We start from the raw sequence: 17,837 nt of genomic DNA on the forward strand, positions 1-17,837 counted from the left end.
AGTTCTAGATTCATGTGACGTAATGGCCAACCCATGATCGGAACGGAGGTGGTGATGGACACGCTGTCAATGCAGGACATCGCAGACCTCGCCGAGGTCGCCCGACCGGTCGTCACCGTCTGGCGCGGGCGGTACGCCGCGTCAGACCTGCCGTTCCCCGAACCGATCCCAGGTGCCCACCTGCGGTTCGACGCCTCGGACGTGGCGGACTGGTTTCGGGCGACGGGTCGCGGAAACAACCCGCACGCGGCTGACGACGCGGCGATCCACTCATCGCTGCTGGATACGGCCGCCAGCCGTCTCGATGACGCATCCATGCTTCTGTTGCTCAACGCCAAGCTCGGTGAGCCACTGAACGGCCTGGCGATGGACACCGTCCTCCAGGGGATCGACACAGCCTGTTTCGATGCGCTCATGCCGCTCGAAGTGATCGGCGAACTGCTCGATGACGAACCTTTCGTCAACGCGATGGACCGTCTCGCCGAGGCGGGTTTCGGGGGCGGTCGGGCATTGGCTCGCCTGGTCGGGCGTGCACCCACCCTCGACGATGCCGAGATGCTGACCAGATCGGGGGCGGATCTGCTGCAGGCTGTGGCGGCCGAGTTGGCCCGCGACACACCTGGTTTGCTTGTGCCGCAGCGAACCGGGGGTCTGATGCTCGTCGGGGGCGCTTTCGCGCGCTTCACCGAGGCCGAACGGCCGGCCCTCGCGGTTGTGGACGACCTTTTGGATACCGCGTGGCAGCGCTCGGCCTGGCGCGGCCTCGAGGCTGTGGGCGCGGAATTGCACCAGGCCGGGGAGGGTGATGCATTGTCCACCGCGCTCATCGTCGGCCAGTGGGCAGCAGCAGGCGCAGATGACTCCGAGGCGTTCTTCGACTGGGTCGGCGAACTCGCCATGGAACTCGCTCCGGGCGGCCGGGCTCTCATCGTCGGCCCGGCGGCGCTGTTGGTCGATTCACTCGAAGGCCCCGCATGGCGGCACCGCTTTGAAGCACTTGTCCGAGGTGACCACTACATCGCGCCGCTGCGATATGTCGCGCGGTTGCCCAAGGGGATGTGCCGTGGCGGTGGTCGGCGCCGGCTGGCCATGTGGGTGCTGGCACCGGCCTATCCCGGTACGCCGCAATGGACGACGTACGCCGACCACTCCGATCACGCACTCAACACCGCTGAAATCGATGCCATGGCAGCCGATGTGGTTGCCGCTGTCTCCGGTCGGGTGGGAAAGCATTCATTCCTGCGCAGCGCGGCTCGCGACTCGGCGGCGGTACTGCGCCGCCACCAGCTCGCGTGGCCCGTGTCCGAACCCGATATTGAGGTGAAAGGTGCGGCGCTGAGTCGTGTGTGGGAGTTGGCGTCACAGTGCGCGGCGCGGGTGATCGACGACATCGACCTAGCGGCGTCGACGGACGATCAACTCAGGGTGCCGATGCCATGGCCCTCGGCGGTCAGCGGTACCGGCCGACTGGCGAGGGTGCTCAAAGGGGTGCGGTTGTCGGCCGAGGATTGCCGCGCATCCGGTGCCGGCACCGTTGCGGTGATCGGCCCCGATGAGGTCCGCGGCGAGATTCCGGTCGGCGTACGTCGAATCGACCGTCTCACATTGGAATCCACCGCGCCGCGAGCGCGCTTCACCGAACCCGGCGACGTCGTGTTCGTACCGACGGGTGTGCCGCGAGCGATTGTCGACGACGTCGGCGGCCACGTGGTTCAGGCCCCGGCCCGCATCGTGCGCTGTATGGATCGCCGTGACAGCCGCTTCCGGCTGCTGCCCCTGGTGTTGGCTGCCGACATCTGCGCCCAGCGTGGCACCGACCCAACCTCATGGACGGTGCGGGCCGTCCCCGCCGATGCCAGCAGCGCTCTGGCGCTGAGCCTGCGTCGTTGCGCGGAACGCCGGGCCGCGCTGAGGGCCGAGCTGTCAGCTCTCGATGCACTGGAGAACGAGCTGGCGAACGGGCTGGCGGCGGGCACATTGACAGCACAAATTAAAGAACCCAACACACCCGGAGTGGGAGCGCACCCCAGGAAGAAGGAGGACAGCGCCGTATGGCGAAGGTAAAGGCGAAGGCTGCAGATGCGCCGTCGACCAGTAAAGAACTCAAGGACACCCTGTGGAAGGCTGCCGACAAGCTGCGCGGCTCGATGGATGCCTCCCAGTACCGCGATGTGGTGCTCGGCTTGGTGTTTCTGAAGTACGTGTCCGACGCGTTCGATGAACGCCGTGAGGAGCTTGCCGCCGAACTCGCCAGTGAGCCTGACGACTTCATCAGCGAAACCCTCGAAGAGCAGGACGAGTACACCGGCAGCGGGGTGTTCTGGGTGCCCCGCGAGTGCCGCTGGGAGTATTTGGCCAAGCATGCCAAGGGAATCCCCGCGTCTGCTAGCAACGATGCCCAGTCCATTGGCAACCTGATCGACGAGGCCATGCGGGGCCTGATGGATGCCAACGAATCACTGCGCGGTGTGCTGCCAACGATGTACGGCCGCGAGAACGTCGATCAGCGGCGGCTGGGGGAACTGCTGGACCTGTTCAACTCCGCCCGTTTCGCCGGCGGGGGAGCGTCCAAGGCGCGCGACCTGCTTGGCGAGGTGTACGAGTATTTCCTCGACAAGTTCGCCAAGGCGGAGGGCAAGCGGGGTGGCGAGTTCTACACGCCGCAGTCGATCGTCCGGACCCTGGTCGAAGTTCTGGAACCGCACTCCGGGCGGGTGTACGACCCATGCTGCGGGTCCGGCGGCATGTTCGTGCAGGCCGAGAAATTCCTGGAACGGCACCATGAGGATCCGACCAACATCGCCGTCTACGGTCAGGAGTTCAACGAGCGCACCTGGCGGATGGCCAAGATGAACCTCGCCATTCACGGCATCGACACGGCCGGCCTCGGGACGGTCTGGCAGGACACCTTCGCGCGCGACATCCACCCGGACATCAAGGCCGACTACGTGCTGGCCAATCCGCCGTTCAACATCAAGGACTGGGTGCGCCGCGAAGACGATCCGCGCTGGCGCTACGGCGTGCCACCGGCCAGGAACGCGAACTACGCCTGGATGCAACACATCCTGAGCAAGCTGGCTCCGCAGGGTGAAGCGGGAGTGGTGATGGCCAACGGCACCATGACCTCCAACACCGGTGGCGAGGGCGGTATCCGCCAAGCCATGGTCGAAGCAGATGTCGTTTCCTGCATCCTCGCTCTGCCCTCGCAGTTGTTCCGCGGAACCCAAATCCCGGCGTGCGTTTGGTTTTTCGCCAAGGACAAATCAGCGGGTAAGGGCGGTAAGACCGACCGCAGCGGCCAGGTGCTGTTCATCGACGCCCGCGAACTCGGCCACATGATCGACCGGGTGGAGCGCACCTTCTCCGACGGCGAAGGTGGCGATATTGACCGCATCGCCAACACGTTCCGTGCCTGGCGTGGCCGGGAGTCGGCGGTCGACGAGTACCGGGACGTCCCCGGTTTCTGCAAGAGCGCAACGCTCGACGAGATCAAGGCCGCGGGCTTTGCGCTGACACCGGGACGGTATGTCGGCGCAGCGGAGGGTGAGGTCGACGGAGAGCCCATCGAGGAGAAGGTCGCGCGGCTCACTAAGGAACTCACCGGGGCGCTGGATAAGTCGGTTCGATTGGATTCGGTGGTGCGGGAACAGTTGGGGAGGCTCGTGTGATGGGGTTCACGAGTCGGCGCATAGATGAAGCGGGAGCGATCTTTGACGGGCCTCACGCTACTCCCGGACGTCGCGACACTGGTCGCAAGTATTTCCTGAATATTGCGAGTCTTGACAACGGGCGACTCGATCTGGGTCAGTCGGACTTCGTGGATGATGACGACTTCAAGAAATGGACACGCCGCGTTCAGCCTCAGGAGGGAGACCTGCTCTTCTCATACGAGACGCGCCTGGGGGAGGCGGCGCTGATGCCAGCCGGTGTCGAGGCGTGTCTTGGACGGAGGATGGGCCTCATTAGGCCAGATCATGAGGTTGTCCGCCCCAGATTTCTTCTCTACTACTGGCTGTCTCCTGAGTTTAAGGAACTGATTCGGGAGAATTCGGTTCACGGAGCTACTGTGAGCCGCATCCCGCTGAACCAACTTGGTTCATGGATTGTGAATCTTCCAGACTTGCCGACGCAGTGTGCTGTCAGTGACGTCCTCGGTGCGCTGGACGACAAGATCGCGGCGAACCGTCAGGTGATTGATGCGTCGCAGGCGTTATCGGCTGCGGCTGTGTCAGCGACCCGGTGGCCGACGCGCCCGGTACCGCTTGGAGACATCACGACGTCGCTAGTCCGTGGTGCTGCGCCAAAATATTCGGATACCGGATATGTCGTCCTCAACCAGAAGTGCGTAAGGAATGGCCTCGTCGATGTCACCCTTGCGCGTACCACCTCGACGCTTCCCACGGTTCCTACGAAAGTTCTTCGGCAGAACGATGTCCTGGTGAACTCGACCGGTCAAGGGACACTTGGGCGGACTTCTCGATGGATCCGCTCGGATGCTGAAGTGACCGCTGACTCGCACATCTCGATCGTCCGCTTCGATTCCTCACTCGCGGACGAGGTGTTCGCGGGAACTGTGCTCACCGGAATGGAACGCGACATCGAGTCGCTAGCTGAAGGAAGCACCGGCCAAACCGAACTTCGGCGAGATCTTCTGGCGACCCTGGAGCTCAGATTGCCGGACATCGACACGCAGCGGCGAATCGGAGGCATCGTGTCCGCGATGTCGGACGCGATCAATGCGAGGCAGGACGAAAATCAAGTCCTCGCCCGCACCCGCGACGAACTCCTCCCACTGCTCATGAACGGCAAGATCACCGTCAAACAAGCCGAGGCCAAGGTGGAAAAGGTGCTGTAGCGATGGGCGAGAACCTGATTTTCCCTGTGCCACCGCCGAAGAGCATGGTGCCGGAGTGGTACCCGGATTTGCTGGACGCGGTCACCGATACGGTCCAGACCGGTCGGCGCCGCGCCATCGGCGCCGCCAACCAGGAACTGGTCGGTACCTACTGGCAGGTGGGTGCCGAGATCCTGGCCCGCCAATCCGCCGAAGGCTGGGGTGCCCGCGTCATCGACCGGTTGGCTGCCGACCTGCGCGAGAGGTTTCCCGGTGTCAAGGGATTCTCGGCGCGCAATCTCAAGTACATGCGCAGCTTCGCCGAGACATGGCCCCAAGAGGCAATTGTGCAAGCACCGCTTGCACAATTGCCGTGGTATCACCACATCGCCCTGCTGGAGAAGCTGGATTCCCCTGACCTGCGGCTATGGTACGCACAGTCCGCGATCGATGAAGGGTGGAGCCGCAACATTCTGGTCCATCACATCGATACCCGATTTTATGACCGCGTGGGCAAGGCGATCACCAACTTCGCCCAGACCCTGCCGCCGGCGGATTCGGACATGGCCCAGCAGGCCACCCGTGACCCATACCTGTTCGACTTCGTGGGGATCGCGGATACCCGCCGGGAACGCGATCTGGAACGCGCACTGATCGACCATGTCGAGAAATTCCTCCTCGAACTTGGTCAGGGTTTTGCGTTCGTCGGTCGGCAGGTTCACCTGGAGATCGACGGTAACGACTTCTACACCGACCTGCTCTTCTACCACCTGCGGTTGCGCTGCTTCATCGTCATCGAACTGAAGGCTGGGGACTTCGATCCCAGCTATCTCGGTCAGCTCGGGATGTATATGGCCGCTGTCGACGACGTACTTCGCCATGAGGATGACAAGCCCACCATCGGGCTGGTGCTGTGCAAAACGAAGAGCAACGTCGTTGCCGAGTATGCGTTACGCGGCTACATCGCACCGATCGGTGTGTCGGAGTGGAAGACCGCGATCACCGAAAGCCTGCCGGCTGAACTACAGACCAGTCTGCCCACCGTCGAGGAAATCGAAGCCGAACTCAATGAAGCCACCGGAGAAGGAGACGTGCCGTGACCGGGGTGATGAATGAATCAGATTGGGAACAGTGGACTCTGGACCAGCTCGGCGAGATCGAGTGGGAACACAAGAGTGGCAAGGAAATCGCGCCCGGCTCCGGTGGGCGTGAGAATTGGCACGACATCGTGCTGCGCGGCGCGGTCGAAACGGCACTGCGGAACCTGAATCCGAACGTGCCCGAGCAGTACCTGCAGCAGGCTTACGCCGAGGTGACCACCCCACAGTCGCAGGATGCGATCAAAGAAAACTTCCGTCTGCACAAGATCGTCACCGAGGGATACCGCGGGATCAGCTACATCGATCACGACGGACGCGAGGTGAACCCAACCATCCGGTTCATGTCCGCAGACCCGGCCAAGAACCGCTATCTGGCAGTCAGCCAGGTCACCATCCGCAGCCACCAATACGAACGTCGCTTCGACACCGTGCTCTACGTCAACGGTCTGCCGCTGTCGATCATCGAGTTGAAGCAGGCCGGCTCCAAGTCGGCCACCGCCGAGACCGCCTACAATCAATTGCAGACCTACCTGCGCGAGTTCCCAATGGCGTTCCGCTTTGCCTGTTTCGTCTTGGTGACCGACGGCATCAACGCCAAGTACGGCACACCCTTCACCCCGTGGAACCATTTTGCGCCCTGGAACGTCGACGACGATGGGCACCCAGTCGAATATGGGGAACTTGCGTCCGACGGTGAACCGTCCACCGAACTGGACCTCACTATCGCGGGCGTCTACAACGTCGAACGCTTCGGCCAGTTGCTGCGTGACTACACTGTGTTCGATGAGGATGCCTCCGGTCTGCGGAAGCGAATCGCCAAGCCCCATCAGTACTTTGCGGTGACCAAGGCGGTCGGCAGCACCATCGAAGCCGTCGATACGGACGGTCGCGCCGGCGTCGTCTGGCATACCCAGGGCTCGGGCAAGTCGATGGAAATGGAGTTGTACACCGCCAAGGTGATGCGCCATCCACGGTTGGCGAACCCGACGGTGATCGTGCTGACCGACCGCACCGAACTCGACAGCCAACTCTATGACGGCTTCAACGTCAGCACCTTGCTGCCCGAGCACCCGCAGCAGGTCACCAACCGTGAACAACTGCGTCAGAAACTTACCGATACCCGCAGTGGCGGCATCTACTTCTCTACGCTGCAGAAGTTCGGACTGACGAAGGACGAGCGGGACTCCGGGGCAGACCATCCGCTGCTTTCGGAGCGGCGGAACATCATCGTGATCGCCGACGAAGCGCACCGCAGCCACTACGACAACCTCGACGGCTACGCCGCGCATCTGAAGAAGGCGCTACCGCACGCCACCTTGATCGCGTTCACCGGGACACCGATCGCCGAAGGCGAGCGTGACACCCGCCGGGTATTCGGCGACGACATCGATGTGTACGACCTGCACCGGGCGGTGTCCGACGGAGCCACGGTGCCGGTGCTGTTCGAGCCGCGCCTGATCAAACTGGCCCGCGTCGACGACGTCGACGACGACCAGATCGACGACGCTGCAGAAGAAGTCACAGCGGGCCTGGACGAAGTGGACAAGGAGCGGCTGCAAAGGAGCGTGGCCGTTCTCGACACGGTGTACGGCGCGCCGGATCGCGTCCGCGAGTTGGCCGCAGATCTGGTGCGGCACTGGGAGACGCGACGAGACCTGATGCGGCCGTTCATCGGAGGCCCCGGCAAAGCCATGGTGGTCTGTGCCACCCGGTCCATTGCCGCGCGGCTGTACGAGGAACTGATCACGCTGCGACCGGATTGGCACGACGATGCCGACGACAAGGGCGTGGTCAAGGTGGTGTACACGGCTTCGCCTGGAGACAGCCCGGCGATCACCAAACATCTGCGGCGGCCCAGTGCGACAGCCGCGGTCAAGCAGCGCGTCAAGGATCCGGATGACGAACTCGAAATCGTGATCGTCAAGGACATGATGTTGACCGGTTTCGATGCCCCGGCACTGCACACCCTCTATATCGACCGTCCGCTCAGGGGCGCGTTGCTGATGCAGACCCTGGCCCGGGTGAACCGCACCTACCAGGGAAAACAAGACGGCTTGCTGGTCGCATACTCGCCGTTGGTGGAGAATCTGACCAAGGCGCTTGCAGAGTTCACCCGCAACACCACGGACACCGGCGACAAGCTGGTCGGCCAGAACGTGGCCGAGGCGGCCACGATCGTCTATGACTTGTTGAGCAAGCTGCATGCGCTGGTCGGTGAGCAATGGCGCGACGTTGTGCGGGCTGACCCGAAGCAGGGTTGGTACCGGGCTGCTCGCGATGTCACGGTCCAGTTGCGGTCGCCCGCAACGCCGGGCAACGTCGACCCCGACGACCCGGCGCGCCGTCCGCTGGCCGACACGTTCCGCGATCTGTCGGCGAAGCTGGCCCGAGCGTGGGCGCTGACCGGAGGTCATTCCGACCGAGACGCCGAGCTCGAGCGCGTCCGTCCAGATGTGCGGTTCTACGAAGAGGTTCGGGGTTGGATGGCGAAGCTGGATGCGCGGGATCGCATTGCTTCCGGTGAGCCGATCCCCGACGACATCAAGCGGCTTTTGGGCGACATTGTGGTCGGTTCGGCGGAAACCACCGGCGTCATCGACATCTACCGGGCCGCCGGATTGGAGCTGCCGCAACTGGATCACCTGACCCCCGCGTGGGTTGAGGATGTGCAGAAACCTGACAAGGCACATCTGGCGATCGAGGCGCTCAAAGCTAGCTTGCTGGAGAAGGCTCGGGAGTCGACCCGCGGCAATGAAGTACGCAGCAAGCTGTTCTCGGAACGCATCGACGAATTGATGGCCAAGTACACGAATCAGCAGCTAACTGCTGCCGAGGTGATTGCGCGGCTGGTTGAACTGGCTGAGGAGGTGGTGGCCGAAGCGGACCGTGGAAAGCAGTTCGCGCCACCGCTGGCCACCGATGAACTCGCGTTCTACGATGTCGTCACCCAGAACTCTTCAGCGGTTGATGTCATGGGTGATGACGTTCTCGCCCAGATCGCACGAGATTTGGTCGCCACGATGCGGCGCGACACCCGTATCGACTGGACGGTGCGTGAGGATGTCAAGGCCAAGCTCCGAGCCTCGATCAAGCGGCTGCTCCGCAAGTACGGATACCCGCCGGATCAGCAGCCGGCCGCAATCGTGGCGGTGATGAACCAGATGGAGTCGCTCGCACCGCGCTATGCGGAGGAAAATGCGATAACCACCTGACAAGGCCCAGCTGGAATTAGTTTGCAGAATTCCGCATAACCATGCAGAATCGGTGAAATGGTTTCCGTAGCGTTGGCGGGTGCAAGTGGATATGCGGGCGGCGAGATACTCCGGCTGCTCCTCGGGCATCCGGCCTATCTGGACGGCCGACTGGAAATCGGCGCGATGACCGCGGCCAGCAGCGCCGGTACCGCCCTCGGCGAACATCATCCGCACTTGCTGCCGTTAGCCGGCCGGGTGCTGGCACCGACCGACATCGACGCGCTGCGCGGCCACGACGTGGTGTTCCTGGGTCTGCCGCACGGCCACTCCGCCGTGCTGGCCGAGCAGCTGGGCACCGACACCCTGGTCATCGACTGCGGCGCGGACTTCCGGCTGACCGATGCGGAGGTCTGGACGCGGTTCTACGGCTCCGAATACGCCGGCAGCTGGCCCTACGGCATGCCGGAACTGCCGGGCGGACGCGAGGCGTTGCGCGGCACCAGGCGGATCGCGGTGCCCGGCTGCTATCCGACGGCCGCCCTGCTGGCGCTGCTGCCCGCGGTGGCCGCCGACCTGATCGAGCCCGCGGTCAACGTCGTCGCCGTCAGCGGCACCTCGGGCGCCGGGCGGGCCGCGAAGGTCGACCTACTGGGCGCCGAGGTCATCGGCTCGGCTCGGGCCTACAACATCGGCGGCGCGCACCGGCACACCCCGGAGATCGCCCAGGGGCTGCGCACCGTGACCGATCGCGACGTCACGGTGTCGTTTACCCCGGTGTTGATCCCCACCTCGCGCGGCATCCTGGCCACCTGCACCGCGCGCACGCAGGCGTCGGTGGACGAGCTGCGGGCCGCCTACGAAAAGACCTACGCCGACGAACCTTTCGTGCACCTGCTGCCGGACGGGCAGCTGCCCCGCACCGGCGCGGTGATCGGCAGCAACGCCGCGCAATTGGCCATCGCCGTCGACGCGGACGCCTCGACCTTCGTCGCGGTGTGCGCCATCGACAACCTGGTCAAGGGCACCGGGGGAGCTGCGGTGCAGTCGATGAACCTGGCCCTGGGCTGGCCGGAGACCGAGGGCCTGTCGATCGTGGGAGTGGCGCCGTGACCGAACGGCTGTTGCGGACCCAGGGCGTCACCGCCCCGGCGGGTTTCCGGGCCGCGGGCATCGCGGCCGGCATCAAGGCCTCCGGGGCGCTCGATCTGGCACTGGTGTTCAACGAGGGGCCCGACTACACCGCGGCCGGCGTCTTCACCCGCAACCAGGTCAAGGCCGCCCCCGTGCTGTGGAGCCAGCAGGCGCTGGGCACCGGCCGGCTGCGCGCGGTGATCCTCAACTCCGGCGGCGCCAACGCGTGCACCGGGCCCGGGGGCTTCCAGGACACCCACGCCACCGCCGAGGCCGTCGCCGCGGCGCTGTCGCAGTGGGGCACCGACACCGGCGCGATCGAGGTGGCGGTCTGCTCGACCGGCCTGATCGGGGACCGGCTGCCGATGGACAAGCTGGGCGCCGGGGTCCTCGAGATCGTGCACGAGATGGCCGGCGGGCTCTCCGGCGGCGAGGAGGCCGCCCGCGCCATCATGACCACCGACACCGTGCCCAAGCAGGTGGCGCTGCACCACGCGGACAACTGGACCGTCGGCGGCATGGCCAAGGGGGCCGGCATGTTGGCGCCCTCGCTGGCGACCATGCTGGTGGTGCTGACCACCGACGCGGTCGCCGACGCCGAGGCCCTCGACGCCGCGCTGCGCCGGGCCGCGGCGCTGACCTTCGACCGCCTCGACATCGACGGCAGCTGCTCGACCAACGACACCGTGCTGCTGCTGGCCTCCGGTGCCAGCGAGATCGTGCCCAGCCAGCAGGATCTCGACCGCGCGGTCCTGCTGGCCTGCGAAGACCTGTGCGCGCAACTGCAGGCCGACGCCGAGGGCGTGACCAAGCGGATCACCATCACCGTGGCCGGCGCCCGTACCGAGGAGGACGCCCTCACCGCGGCGCGGCTGATCGCCCGCGACAGCCTGGTGAAAACCGCCCTGTTCGGCTCGGACCCGAACTGGGGTCGGGTGCTGGCCGCGGTCGGGATGGTGCCGTTCACGGTGCAGCACGACCTGATCTCGGTGTCGTTCAACGGTTTTCCGGTGTGCATCGACGGGATGGGCGCCGCCGGCGCTCGCGAGGTGGACCTGTCCGGCGCCGACATCGAAGTGCTGGTGGATCTGCAACTCGGTGACGCGCGGGCCACCGTCCGCACCACCGACCTGTCGCACGCCTACGTCGAAGAGAACTCGGCCTACAGCTCATGACCGCCGCGAGTCGACGCAGCGCTGCGAGGGACGAGCAGTGCGGAGGAGCGAGCTCATGACCGCCGCGAGTCGACGCAGCGCTGCGAGGGACGAGCAGTGCGGAGGAGCGAGCTCATGACCGTCAGCACCGAGACCCGAGCGCAGGTCCTCGCCGAGGCGCTGCCGTGGCTGCAGCAGTTGCACGGCAAGATCGTCGTGGTCAAGTACGGCGGCAACGCCATGACCGACGACGTCCTGAAGGCGGCCTTCGCCGCGGACATGGTTTTCCTGCGCAACTGCGGAATCCAGCCCGTCGTCGTGCACGGCGGAGGCCCGCAGATCACCGCAATGCTCACACGGCTCGGCGTCGTCGGCGATTTCAAGGGCGGCTTCCGGGTCACCACCCCCGAGGTCCTCGACGTGGCCCGGATGGTGCTCTTCGGTCAGGTCGGTCGGGAACTGGTGAACCTCATCAACGCCTACGGTCCCTACGCCGTCGGGATCACCGGCGAGGACGCGCGGTTGTTCACCGCCGTGCGGCGCAGCGTGATGGTCGAGGGCGTGTCCACCGACATCGGTCTGGTTGGCGACGTCGAACACGTCAACACCGCCGCGGTGGTGGACCTGATCGCGGCCGGCCGGATCCCGGTGGTGTCCACCATCGCCCCCGACGTCGACGGCGTGGTGCACAACATCAACGCCGACACCGCCGCGGCGGCGTTGGCCGAGGCGCTGGGCGCCGAGAAGTTGTTGATGCTCACCGACATCGAAGGCCTGTACACCGACTGGCCGAATCGCGATTCGCTGGTCAGCGAGATCGACACCGCGGCGCTGACTCAGCTGTTGCCGACGCTGGAGTCCGGGATGGTGCCCAAGATCGAGGCCTGTCTGCGGGCCGTGAACGGCGGGGTGCCCAGCGCCCACGTCATCGACGGCCGGGTCGAGCACTGTGTGCTGGTCGAACTGTTCACCGATGCGGGGGCCGGGACAAAGGTGGTGGCGCAAGCATGACGGAAACCCAAGACCTGCAACGGCGTTGGTCCGCGGTGATGATGGACAACTACGGCACCCCACCGCTGGCGCTGGCCAGCGGCGATGGCGTCGTCGTGACCGACCCGGATGGAAAGGCGTACCTGGACCTGCTCGGCGGCATCGCCGTCAACCTGCTCGGCCACCGCCACCCGGCCGTCATCGAGGCCATCACCACCCAGCTGAACACGCTGGGCCACACGTCGAACCTGTACGCCACCGAGCCGGGCATCGCGCTGGCCGAGGCGCTCGTCGACCACCTCGGAACCGAGCAGAGCGCCCGGGTGTTCTTCTGCAATTCCGGCACCGAGGCCAACGAGGTCGCCTTCAAGATCAGCCGACTGACCGGGCGCACCAAACTCGTTGCCGCACAGGGTGCTTTCCACGGCCGGACCATGGGATCGCTGGCGCTCACCGGCCAGCCCACCAAGCAGGCGCCGTTCGCACCGCTGCCCGGCGAGGTCAGCCACGTCCCGTACGGCGATATCGCGGCATTGGCGGCCGCCGTCGACGGCGACACCGCCGCGGTGTTCCTGGAGCCCATCATGGGCGAGGGTGGCGTCGTCGTGCCGCCGGCCGGATATCTGGCCGCGGCGCGCGACATCACCGCCGAACACGGCGCGCTGCTGGCCCTCGACGAGGTGCAAACCGGGGTCGGGCGCACCGGGGCCTTCTTCGCCCACCGGCACGACGGCATCACCCCCGACATCGTCACCCTGGCCAAGGGCCTCGGCGGCGGCCTGCCGATCGGCGCGTGCATCGGCATCGGCGCCGCGGCCGACCTGATGACCCCGGGCCTGCACGGCAGCACCTTCGGCGGCAACCCGGTGTGCACCGCGGCCGCGCTCGCGGTGCTGCGCACGCTGCGCGACGAGGACCTGATCACCCGGGCCGACGTGCTGGGCAAGACGCTCAGTCACGGCATCGAGAGCCTCGAACACCCACTGGTGAGCCATGTTCGGGGCCGCGGCCTGCTGCAGGGCGTCGTGTTGACCGCCGAGAAAGCCAAGGCCGTGGAGGCCGCGGCCCGCGAGGCCGGCTTCCTGGTCAACGCCGCGGCCGCCGACGTCGTGCGGTTGGCCCCGCCGTTGATCATCACCGAGGATCAGCTCAGTGGCTTCGTCGAAGCCTTGCCCGGCGTCCTCGATACCGCACAGGAGACCTCATGACAGCAGCACAGCCCAGCGGCATCCGACACTTCCTGCGCGACGACGACCTGAGCCCGGCCGAGCAGGCCGAGGTGCTGGCCCTGGCCGCCGAACTCAAGCGCAAACCGCTGAGCCGGCGCCCGCTCGAGGGGCCGCGCGGCGTCGCGGTGATCTTCGAGAAGAACTCCACCCGCACCCGGTTCTCCTTCGAGATGGGCATCGCCCAACTCGGTGGGCACGCCATCGTCGTCGACGGGCGCAGCACGCAGCTGGGGCGCGAGGAGACCCTTGAGGACACCGGCACCGTGCTGTCGCGCTACGTCGACGCCATCGTGTGGCGCACCTTCGCCCAGGAGCGGCTGACCGCGATGGCCTCCGGGGCCATCGTCCCGATCGTCAACGCCCTGTCCGATGAGCTGCACCCGTGTCAGGTCCTCGCCGACCTGCAGACCCTGGCCGAGCGCAAGGGCGCCCTGGCTGGACTGCGGCTGACCTATCTGGGCGACGGCGCCAACAACATGGCCCACTCCCTGATGCTCGGCGGCGTCACCGCGGGTATCCACGTGACCATCGCCGCGCCCGAGGGTTTCGCACCGCAGCCGGAGTTCGTCACCGCCGCCCAACAGCGCGCGGCCGAGACCGGCGCCTCGGTGACGCTGACCAACGACCCCCGCGCCGGCGTCGAAGGCGTCGACGTTCTGGTCACCGACACCTGGACGTCGATGGGGCAGGAGAACGACGGGCTCGATCGGGTCCGCCCGTTCCGGCCGTTCCAGGTCAACGCCGAGCTGCTGGGCCTGGCCGATCCGGAAGCGATTGTGCTGCACTGCCTTCCCGCGCACCGCGGCCACGAGATCACCGACGAAGTACTCGACGGACCGCAGAGCGCGGTGTGGGACGAGGCCGAGAACCGGCTGCACGCCCAGAAGGCGCTGCTGGTCTGGTTGCTCGAGCGAAGCGGGACGGTGTCCTCGTGACCGACGTCGCGGGCAAGACCGCGCCGGGCGTCGCGTCGACCCGGGCCGGACGACAGGCCCGGATCATCGCGCTGCTCTCGGTGCACTCGGTGCACAGCCAGGGCGAACTCGCCGGCCTGCTGGCCGCCGAGGGCATCGAGGTCACCCAGGCGACCCTCTCGCGCGATCTCGAGGAACTCGGCGCGGTGAAGCTGCGTGGCGCCGACGGCGGCAGCGGCGCCTACGTCATCCCCGAGGACGGCAGCCCGGTGCGGGGCGTCACCGGCGGCACCGAACGGGTGTCGAAACTGCTCGGGGAGCTGCTGGTGTCCACCGATGCCAGCGGGAACCTCGCGGTGCTGCGCACCCCGCCGGGCGCGGCGCACTATCTGGCCAGCGCCATCGACCGTGCGGCGCTGCCCAACGTGGTCGGTACGGTTGCCGGCGATGACACGGTGCTGGTGATCGCGCGCGAGCCGATGACCGGCGCCGAGCTCGCGATCACATTCGAAGAACTGCAATGACTGAAAACCACCCAGAGACTGAAGAAAAATGATGAAGGAGATCGGTGATGTCTGAGCGCGTCATCCTGGCGTATTCCGGCGGTCTGGACACCTCCGTGGCGATCAGCTGGATCGGGAAAGAGACCGGCCGCGAAGTGGTGGCCGTGGCCATCGACCTCGGTCAGGGCGGTGAGGACATGGAGGTGGTGCGTCAGCGTGCCATCGACTGCGGTGCCGTCGAGGCGGTGGTGGTCGATGCGCGCGACGAGTTCGCCGACGAGTACTGCCTGCCGACCATCCAATCCAACGCGCTCTACATGGACCGCTACCCGCTGGTCTCGGCGATCAGCCGGCCGCTGATCGTCAAGCACCTGGTCACCGCGGCCCGCGAGCACGGTGGCGGCATCGTCGCGCACGGCTGCACCGGCAAGGGCAACGACCAGGTCCGCTTCGAGGTCGGATTCGCCTCGCTGGCCCCGGATCTCGAGGTGCTGGCCCCGGTCCGCGACTACGCCTGGACCCGGGAGAAGGCCATCGCCTTCGCCGAGGAGAACGCCATCCCGATCAACGTCACCAAGCGTTCGCCGTTCTCGATCGACCAGAACGTGTGGGGCCGCGCAGTGGAGACGGGCTTCCTCGAGCACCTGTGGAACGCGCCCACCAAGGACGTCTACGACTACACCGAGGATCCCACCCTCAACTGGAGCACCCCCGACGAGGTGATCGTCGGCTTCGAGAAGGGTGTGCCGGTGTCCATCGACGGCCGGCCGGTCACGGTGCTGCAGGCCATCGAGGAACTCAACCGCCGCGCGGGCGCCCAAGGCGTGGGCCGGCTCGATGTGGTCGAGGACCGGCTGGTTGGCATCAAGAGCCGCGAGATCTACGAGGCCCCGGGCGCCATGGTGCTCATCACCGCCCACACCGAGCTCGAGCACGTCACCCTCGAACGCGAGCTGGGCCGGTACAAGCGCGGCACCGACCAGAAGTGGGGCGAGCTGGTGTACGACGGCCTGTGGTTCTCGCCGCTCAAGCGCGCGCTGGAGTCCTTCGTCGAGCACACCCAGGAGCACGTCACCGGCGAGATCCGGCTGGTGCTGCACGGCGGGCACATCGCGGTCAACGGCCGGCGCAGCAGCCAGTCGCTGTACGACTTCAACCTGGCCACCTACGACGAGGGCGACACCTTCGACCAGTCGTCGGCCAAGGGCTTCGTGCACGTGCACGGCCTGTCGTCGAAGATTTCCGCCAAGCGCGACCTCGGCCTGTGACCCCCACCCCCTTCCCGCGAGCGGGCGTGTTCGCGGCCGACACGCCGCGCAAAGTGCGTAGTTTGCGCACGCTCGCGTTGGTTTCGAGGCGGTTGTCATGAGCACCAACGAGGGTTCGCTGTGGGGCGGCCGGTTCGCCGACGGGCCGTCGCCGGCGCTGGCGGCGCTGAGCAAGTCGACGCACTTCGACTGGGCGCTGGCGCCCTACGACATCACCGCCTCCAAGGCGCACGCCAAGGTGCTGCACTCGGCCGGGCTGCTCACCGATGAGCAGCGCGACGGGCTGCTCGCGGGGCTGGATTCGCTGGGCTCCGACGTCGCCGACGGCAGCTTCGGTCCGCTGCCCAGCGACGAGGACGTGCACGGTGCCCTCGAGCGCGGCCTGATCGACCGCGTCGGACCCGAGCTGGGCGGCCGGCTGCGCGCGGGACGCTCGCGAAACGACCAGGTGGCCACGCTGTTTCGGTTGTGGCTGCGTGACGCGGTGCGCCGGGTCGCCGACGGCGTACTCGAGGTCGTCGGTGCGCTGGCCGCCCAGGCCGCCGCGCATCCCGGCGCCGTGCTGCCGGGCAAGACCCACCTGCAGTCGGCCCAGCCGATCCTGCTGGCCCACCACCTGCTGGCCCACGCGCACCCGCTGCTGCGCGACGTCGACCGCATCGCCGACTTCGACAGGCGCACCGCGGTGTCGCCGTACGGGTCCGGGGCGCTGGCCGGATCCTCGCTCGGACTGGACCCCGACGCCATCGCGGCCGACCTCGGGTTCGCCAGAGCGGCCGACAACTCCGTGGATGCCACCGCAGCCCGCGACTTCGCGGCCGAGGCGGCGTTCGTGCTGGCCCAGATCGGCGTGGACCTGTCCCGGCTGGCCGAGGACATCATCATTTGGAGCTCAACGGAGTTCGGCTACGTCACCCTGCACGACTCCTGGTCGACGGGCAGTTCGATCATGCCGCAGAAGAAGAACCCGGACATCGCCGAGTTGGCGCGCGGCAAGTCCGGCCGGCTGATCGGCAACCTGACCGGCCTGCTGGCCACCCTCAAGGCCCAGCCGCTGGCCTACAACCGGGATCTGCAGGAGGACAAGGAACCGGTCTTCGACTCGGTGGCGCAGCTGGAACTGCTGTTGCCGGCGATGGCCGGCCTGGTGGGCACGCTGACCTTCGACGAGGCGCGGATGGCCGAGCTGGCCCCGGCTGGCTACACGCTTGCCACCGATATCGCCGAATGGCTGGTGCGCCAGGGTGTTCCGTTCCGTAACGCGCACGAGGCCGCCGGCGCGGCGGTCCGGATCGCCGAGGGTCGCGGGGTGGGCCTGGATGCACTCACCGACGAGGAGTTCGCGTCCATCGACGCGGCGCTGACGCCCGCGGTCCGCGAGGTGCTGACGGTCGAGGGCTCGGTGAACTCGCGCAACGCGCGCGGCGGCACCGCCCCGGATCAGGTGGCCAACCAGCTCGCCGGCGTGCGGCGGACCGTCGAGGAATTGCGCATCCGGTTGTTCGGCTGAGTCCTAGGCT

13 protein-coding genes are annotated in these 17,837 nt (G+C 66.6%); all 13 read left to right on the top strand.

The window, feature by feature from the left end; translation table 11 throughout:
* Positions 1-33: 33 nt before the first annotated feature.
* The 13 genes from EL338_RS10345 to argH all read left to right on the top strand — a co-directional run bounded on the left by EL338_RS10345 (position 34) and on the right by argH (position 17,827).
* Positions 34-2,064, top strand: coding sequence for a DNA-binding protein (locus EL338_RS10345; protein ID WP_126333677.1), 2,031 nt, complete (start codon positions 34-36; stop codon positions 2,062-2,064).
* The gene (locus EL338_RS10350; RefSeq protein ID WP_126333678.1) at positions 2,052-3,668 is read left to right on the top strand and encodes a class I SAM-dependent DNA methyltransferase; all 1,617 of its coding nucleotides are present in this window, start codon (positions 2,052-2,054) and stop codon (positions 3,666-3,668) included. The genes EL338_RS10345 and EL338_RS10350 overlap by 13 nt, the downstream gene beginning before the upstream one ends.
* 398 nt (positions 3,669-4,066) lie before the next feature.
* Positions 4,067-4,855: a restriction endonuclease subunit S gene (locus EL338_RS10355; protein ID WP_327391022.1), complete on the top strand. Its 789-nt coding sequence runs from the start codon at positions 4,067-4,069 to the stop codon at positions 4,853-4,855.
* Positions 4,856-4,857: 2 nt separating this feature from the next.
* Positions 4,858-5,934 (top strand): PDDEXK nuclease domain-containing protein, encoded by a 1,077-nt coding sequence (locus EL338_RS10360; RefSeq protein WP_126333680.1) that lies wholly within the window; start codon positions 4,858-4,860, stop codon positions 5,932-5,934.
* A gap of 5 nt (positions 5,935-5,939) precedes the next feature.
* Entirely contained in the window at positions 5,940-9,146 is a 3,207-nt protein-coding gene (locus EL338_RS10365; RefSeq protein ID WP_435404931.1) for a type I restriction endonuclease subunit R, read from the top strand.
* Positions 9,147-9,203: 57 nt separating this feature from the next.
* Positions 9,204-10,238: an N-acetyl-gamma-glutamyl-phosphate reductase gene (argC, locus tag EL338_RS10370; protein ID WP_126333681.1), complete on the top strand. Its 1,035-nt coding sequence runs from the start codon at positions 9,204-9,206 to the stop codon at positions 10,236-10,238.
* On the top strand, positions 10,193-11,434 hold the full coding sequence (gene argJ / locus EL338_RS10375) for a bifunctional glutamate N-acetyltransferase/amino-acid acetyltransferase ArgJ (protein ID WP_276005934.1): 1,242 nt from the start codon (positions 10,193-10,195) through the stop codon (positions 11,432-11,434). The genes argC and argJ overlap by 46 nt, the downstream gene beginning before the upstream one ends.
* Positions 11,435-11,548: 114 nt before the next feature.
* On the top strand, positions 11,549-12,424 hold the full coding sequence (gene argB / locus EL338_RS10380) for an acetylglutamate kinase (RefSeq protein WP_126333683.1): 876 nt from the start codon (positions 11,549-11,551) through the stop codon (positions 12,422-12,424).
* Positions 12,421-13,611 (top strand): acetylornithine transaminase, encoded by a 1,191-nt coding sequence (locus tag EL338_RS10385; protein WP_126333684.1) that lies wholly within the window; start codon positions 12,421-12,423, stop codon positions 13,609-13,611. Before argB ends, EL338_RS10385 begins: the two co-directional genes overlap by 4 nt.
* Positions 13,608-14,567, top strand: a complete 960-nt coding sequence (gene argF, locus EL338_RS10390) for an ornithine carbamoyltransferase (RefSeq protein WP_126333685.1) — start codon at positions 13,608-13,610, stop codon at positions 14,565-14,567. The genes EL338_RS10385 and argF overlap by 4 nt, the downstream gene beginning before the upstream one ends.
* Entirely contained in the window at positions 14,564-15,070 is a 507-nt protein-coding gene (locus tag EL338_RS10395) for an arginine repressor (RefSeq protein WP_126333686.1), read from the top strand. Before argF ends, EL338_RS10395 begins: the two co-directional genes overlap by 4 nt.
* 47 nt (positions 15,071-15,117) lie before the next feature.
* Positions 15,118-16,317: an argininosuccinate synthase gene (locus tag EL338_RS10400; RefSeq protein ID WP_126333687.1), complete on the top strand. Its 1,200-nt coding sequence runs from the start codon at positions 15,118-15,120 to the stop codon at positions 16,315-16,317.
* Between the two features lie 97 nt (positions 16,318-16,414).
* The gene (argH, locus tag EL338_RS10405; protein ID WP_126333688.1) at positions 16,415-17,827 is read left to right on the top strand and encodes an argininosuccinate lyase; all 1,413 of its coding nucleotides are present in this window, start codon (positions 16,415-16,417) and stop codon (positions 17,825-17,827) included.
* Positions 17,828-17,837 lie beyond the last annotated feature (10 nt).

It is taken from the genome of Mycolicibacterium chitae, assembly GCF_900637205.1.
Classification (GTDB): Bacteria; Actinomycetota; Actinomycetes; order Mycobacteriales; family Mycobacteriaceae; genus Mycobacterium; species Mycobacterium chitae.

What these genes read in the sequence shown, in the direction of transcription:
- argF (WP_126333685.1), top strand. Translation starts at nt 13,608, where the DNA reads ATGACAGCAGCACAGCCCAGCGGCATCCGACACTTCCTGCGCGACGAC.
- EL338_RS10345 (WP_126333677.1), top strand. Translation starts at nt 34, where the DNA reads ATGATCGGAACGGAGGTGGTGATGGACACGCTGTCAATGCAGGACATC.
- argB (WP_126333683.1), top strand. Translation starts at nt 11,549, where the DNA reads ATGACCGTCAGCACCGAGACCCGAGCGCAGGTCCTCGCCGAGGCGCTG.
- EL338_RS10385 (WP_126333684.1), top strand. Translation starts at nt 12,421, where the DNA reads ATGACGGAAACCCAAGACCTGCAACGGCGTTGGTCCGCGGTGATGATG.
- EL338_RS10400 (WP_126333687.1), top strand. Translation starts at nt 15,118, where the DNA reads ATGTCTGAGCGCGTCATCCTGGCGTATTCCGGCGGTCTGGACACCTCC.
- argH (WP_126333688.1), top strand. Translation starts at nt 16,415, where the DNA reads ATGAGCACCAACGAGGGTTCGCTGTGGGGCGGCCGGTTCGCCGACGGG.
- EL338_RS10350 (WP_126333678.1), top strand. Translation starts at nt 2,052, where the DNA reads ATGGCGAAGGTAAAGGCGAAGGCTGCAGATGCGCCGTCGACCAGTAAA.
- EL338_RS10360 (WP_126333680.1), top strand. Translation starts at nt 4,858, where the DNA reads ATGGGCGAGAACCTGATTTTCCCTGTGCCACCGCCGAAGAGCATGGTG.
- argC (WP_126333681.1), top strand. Translation starts at nt 9,204, where the DNA reads ATGGTTTCCGTAGCGTTGGCGGGTGCAAGTGGATATGCGGGCGGCGAG.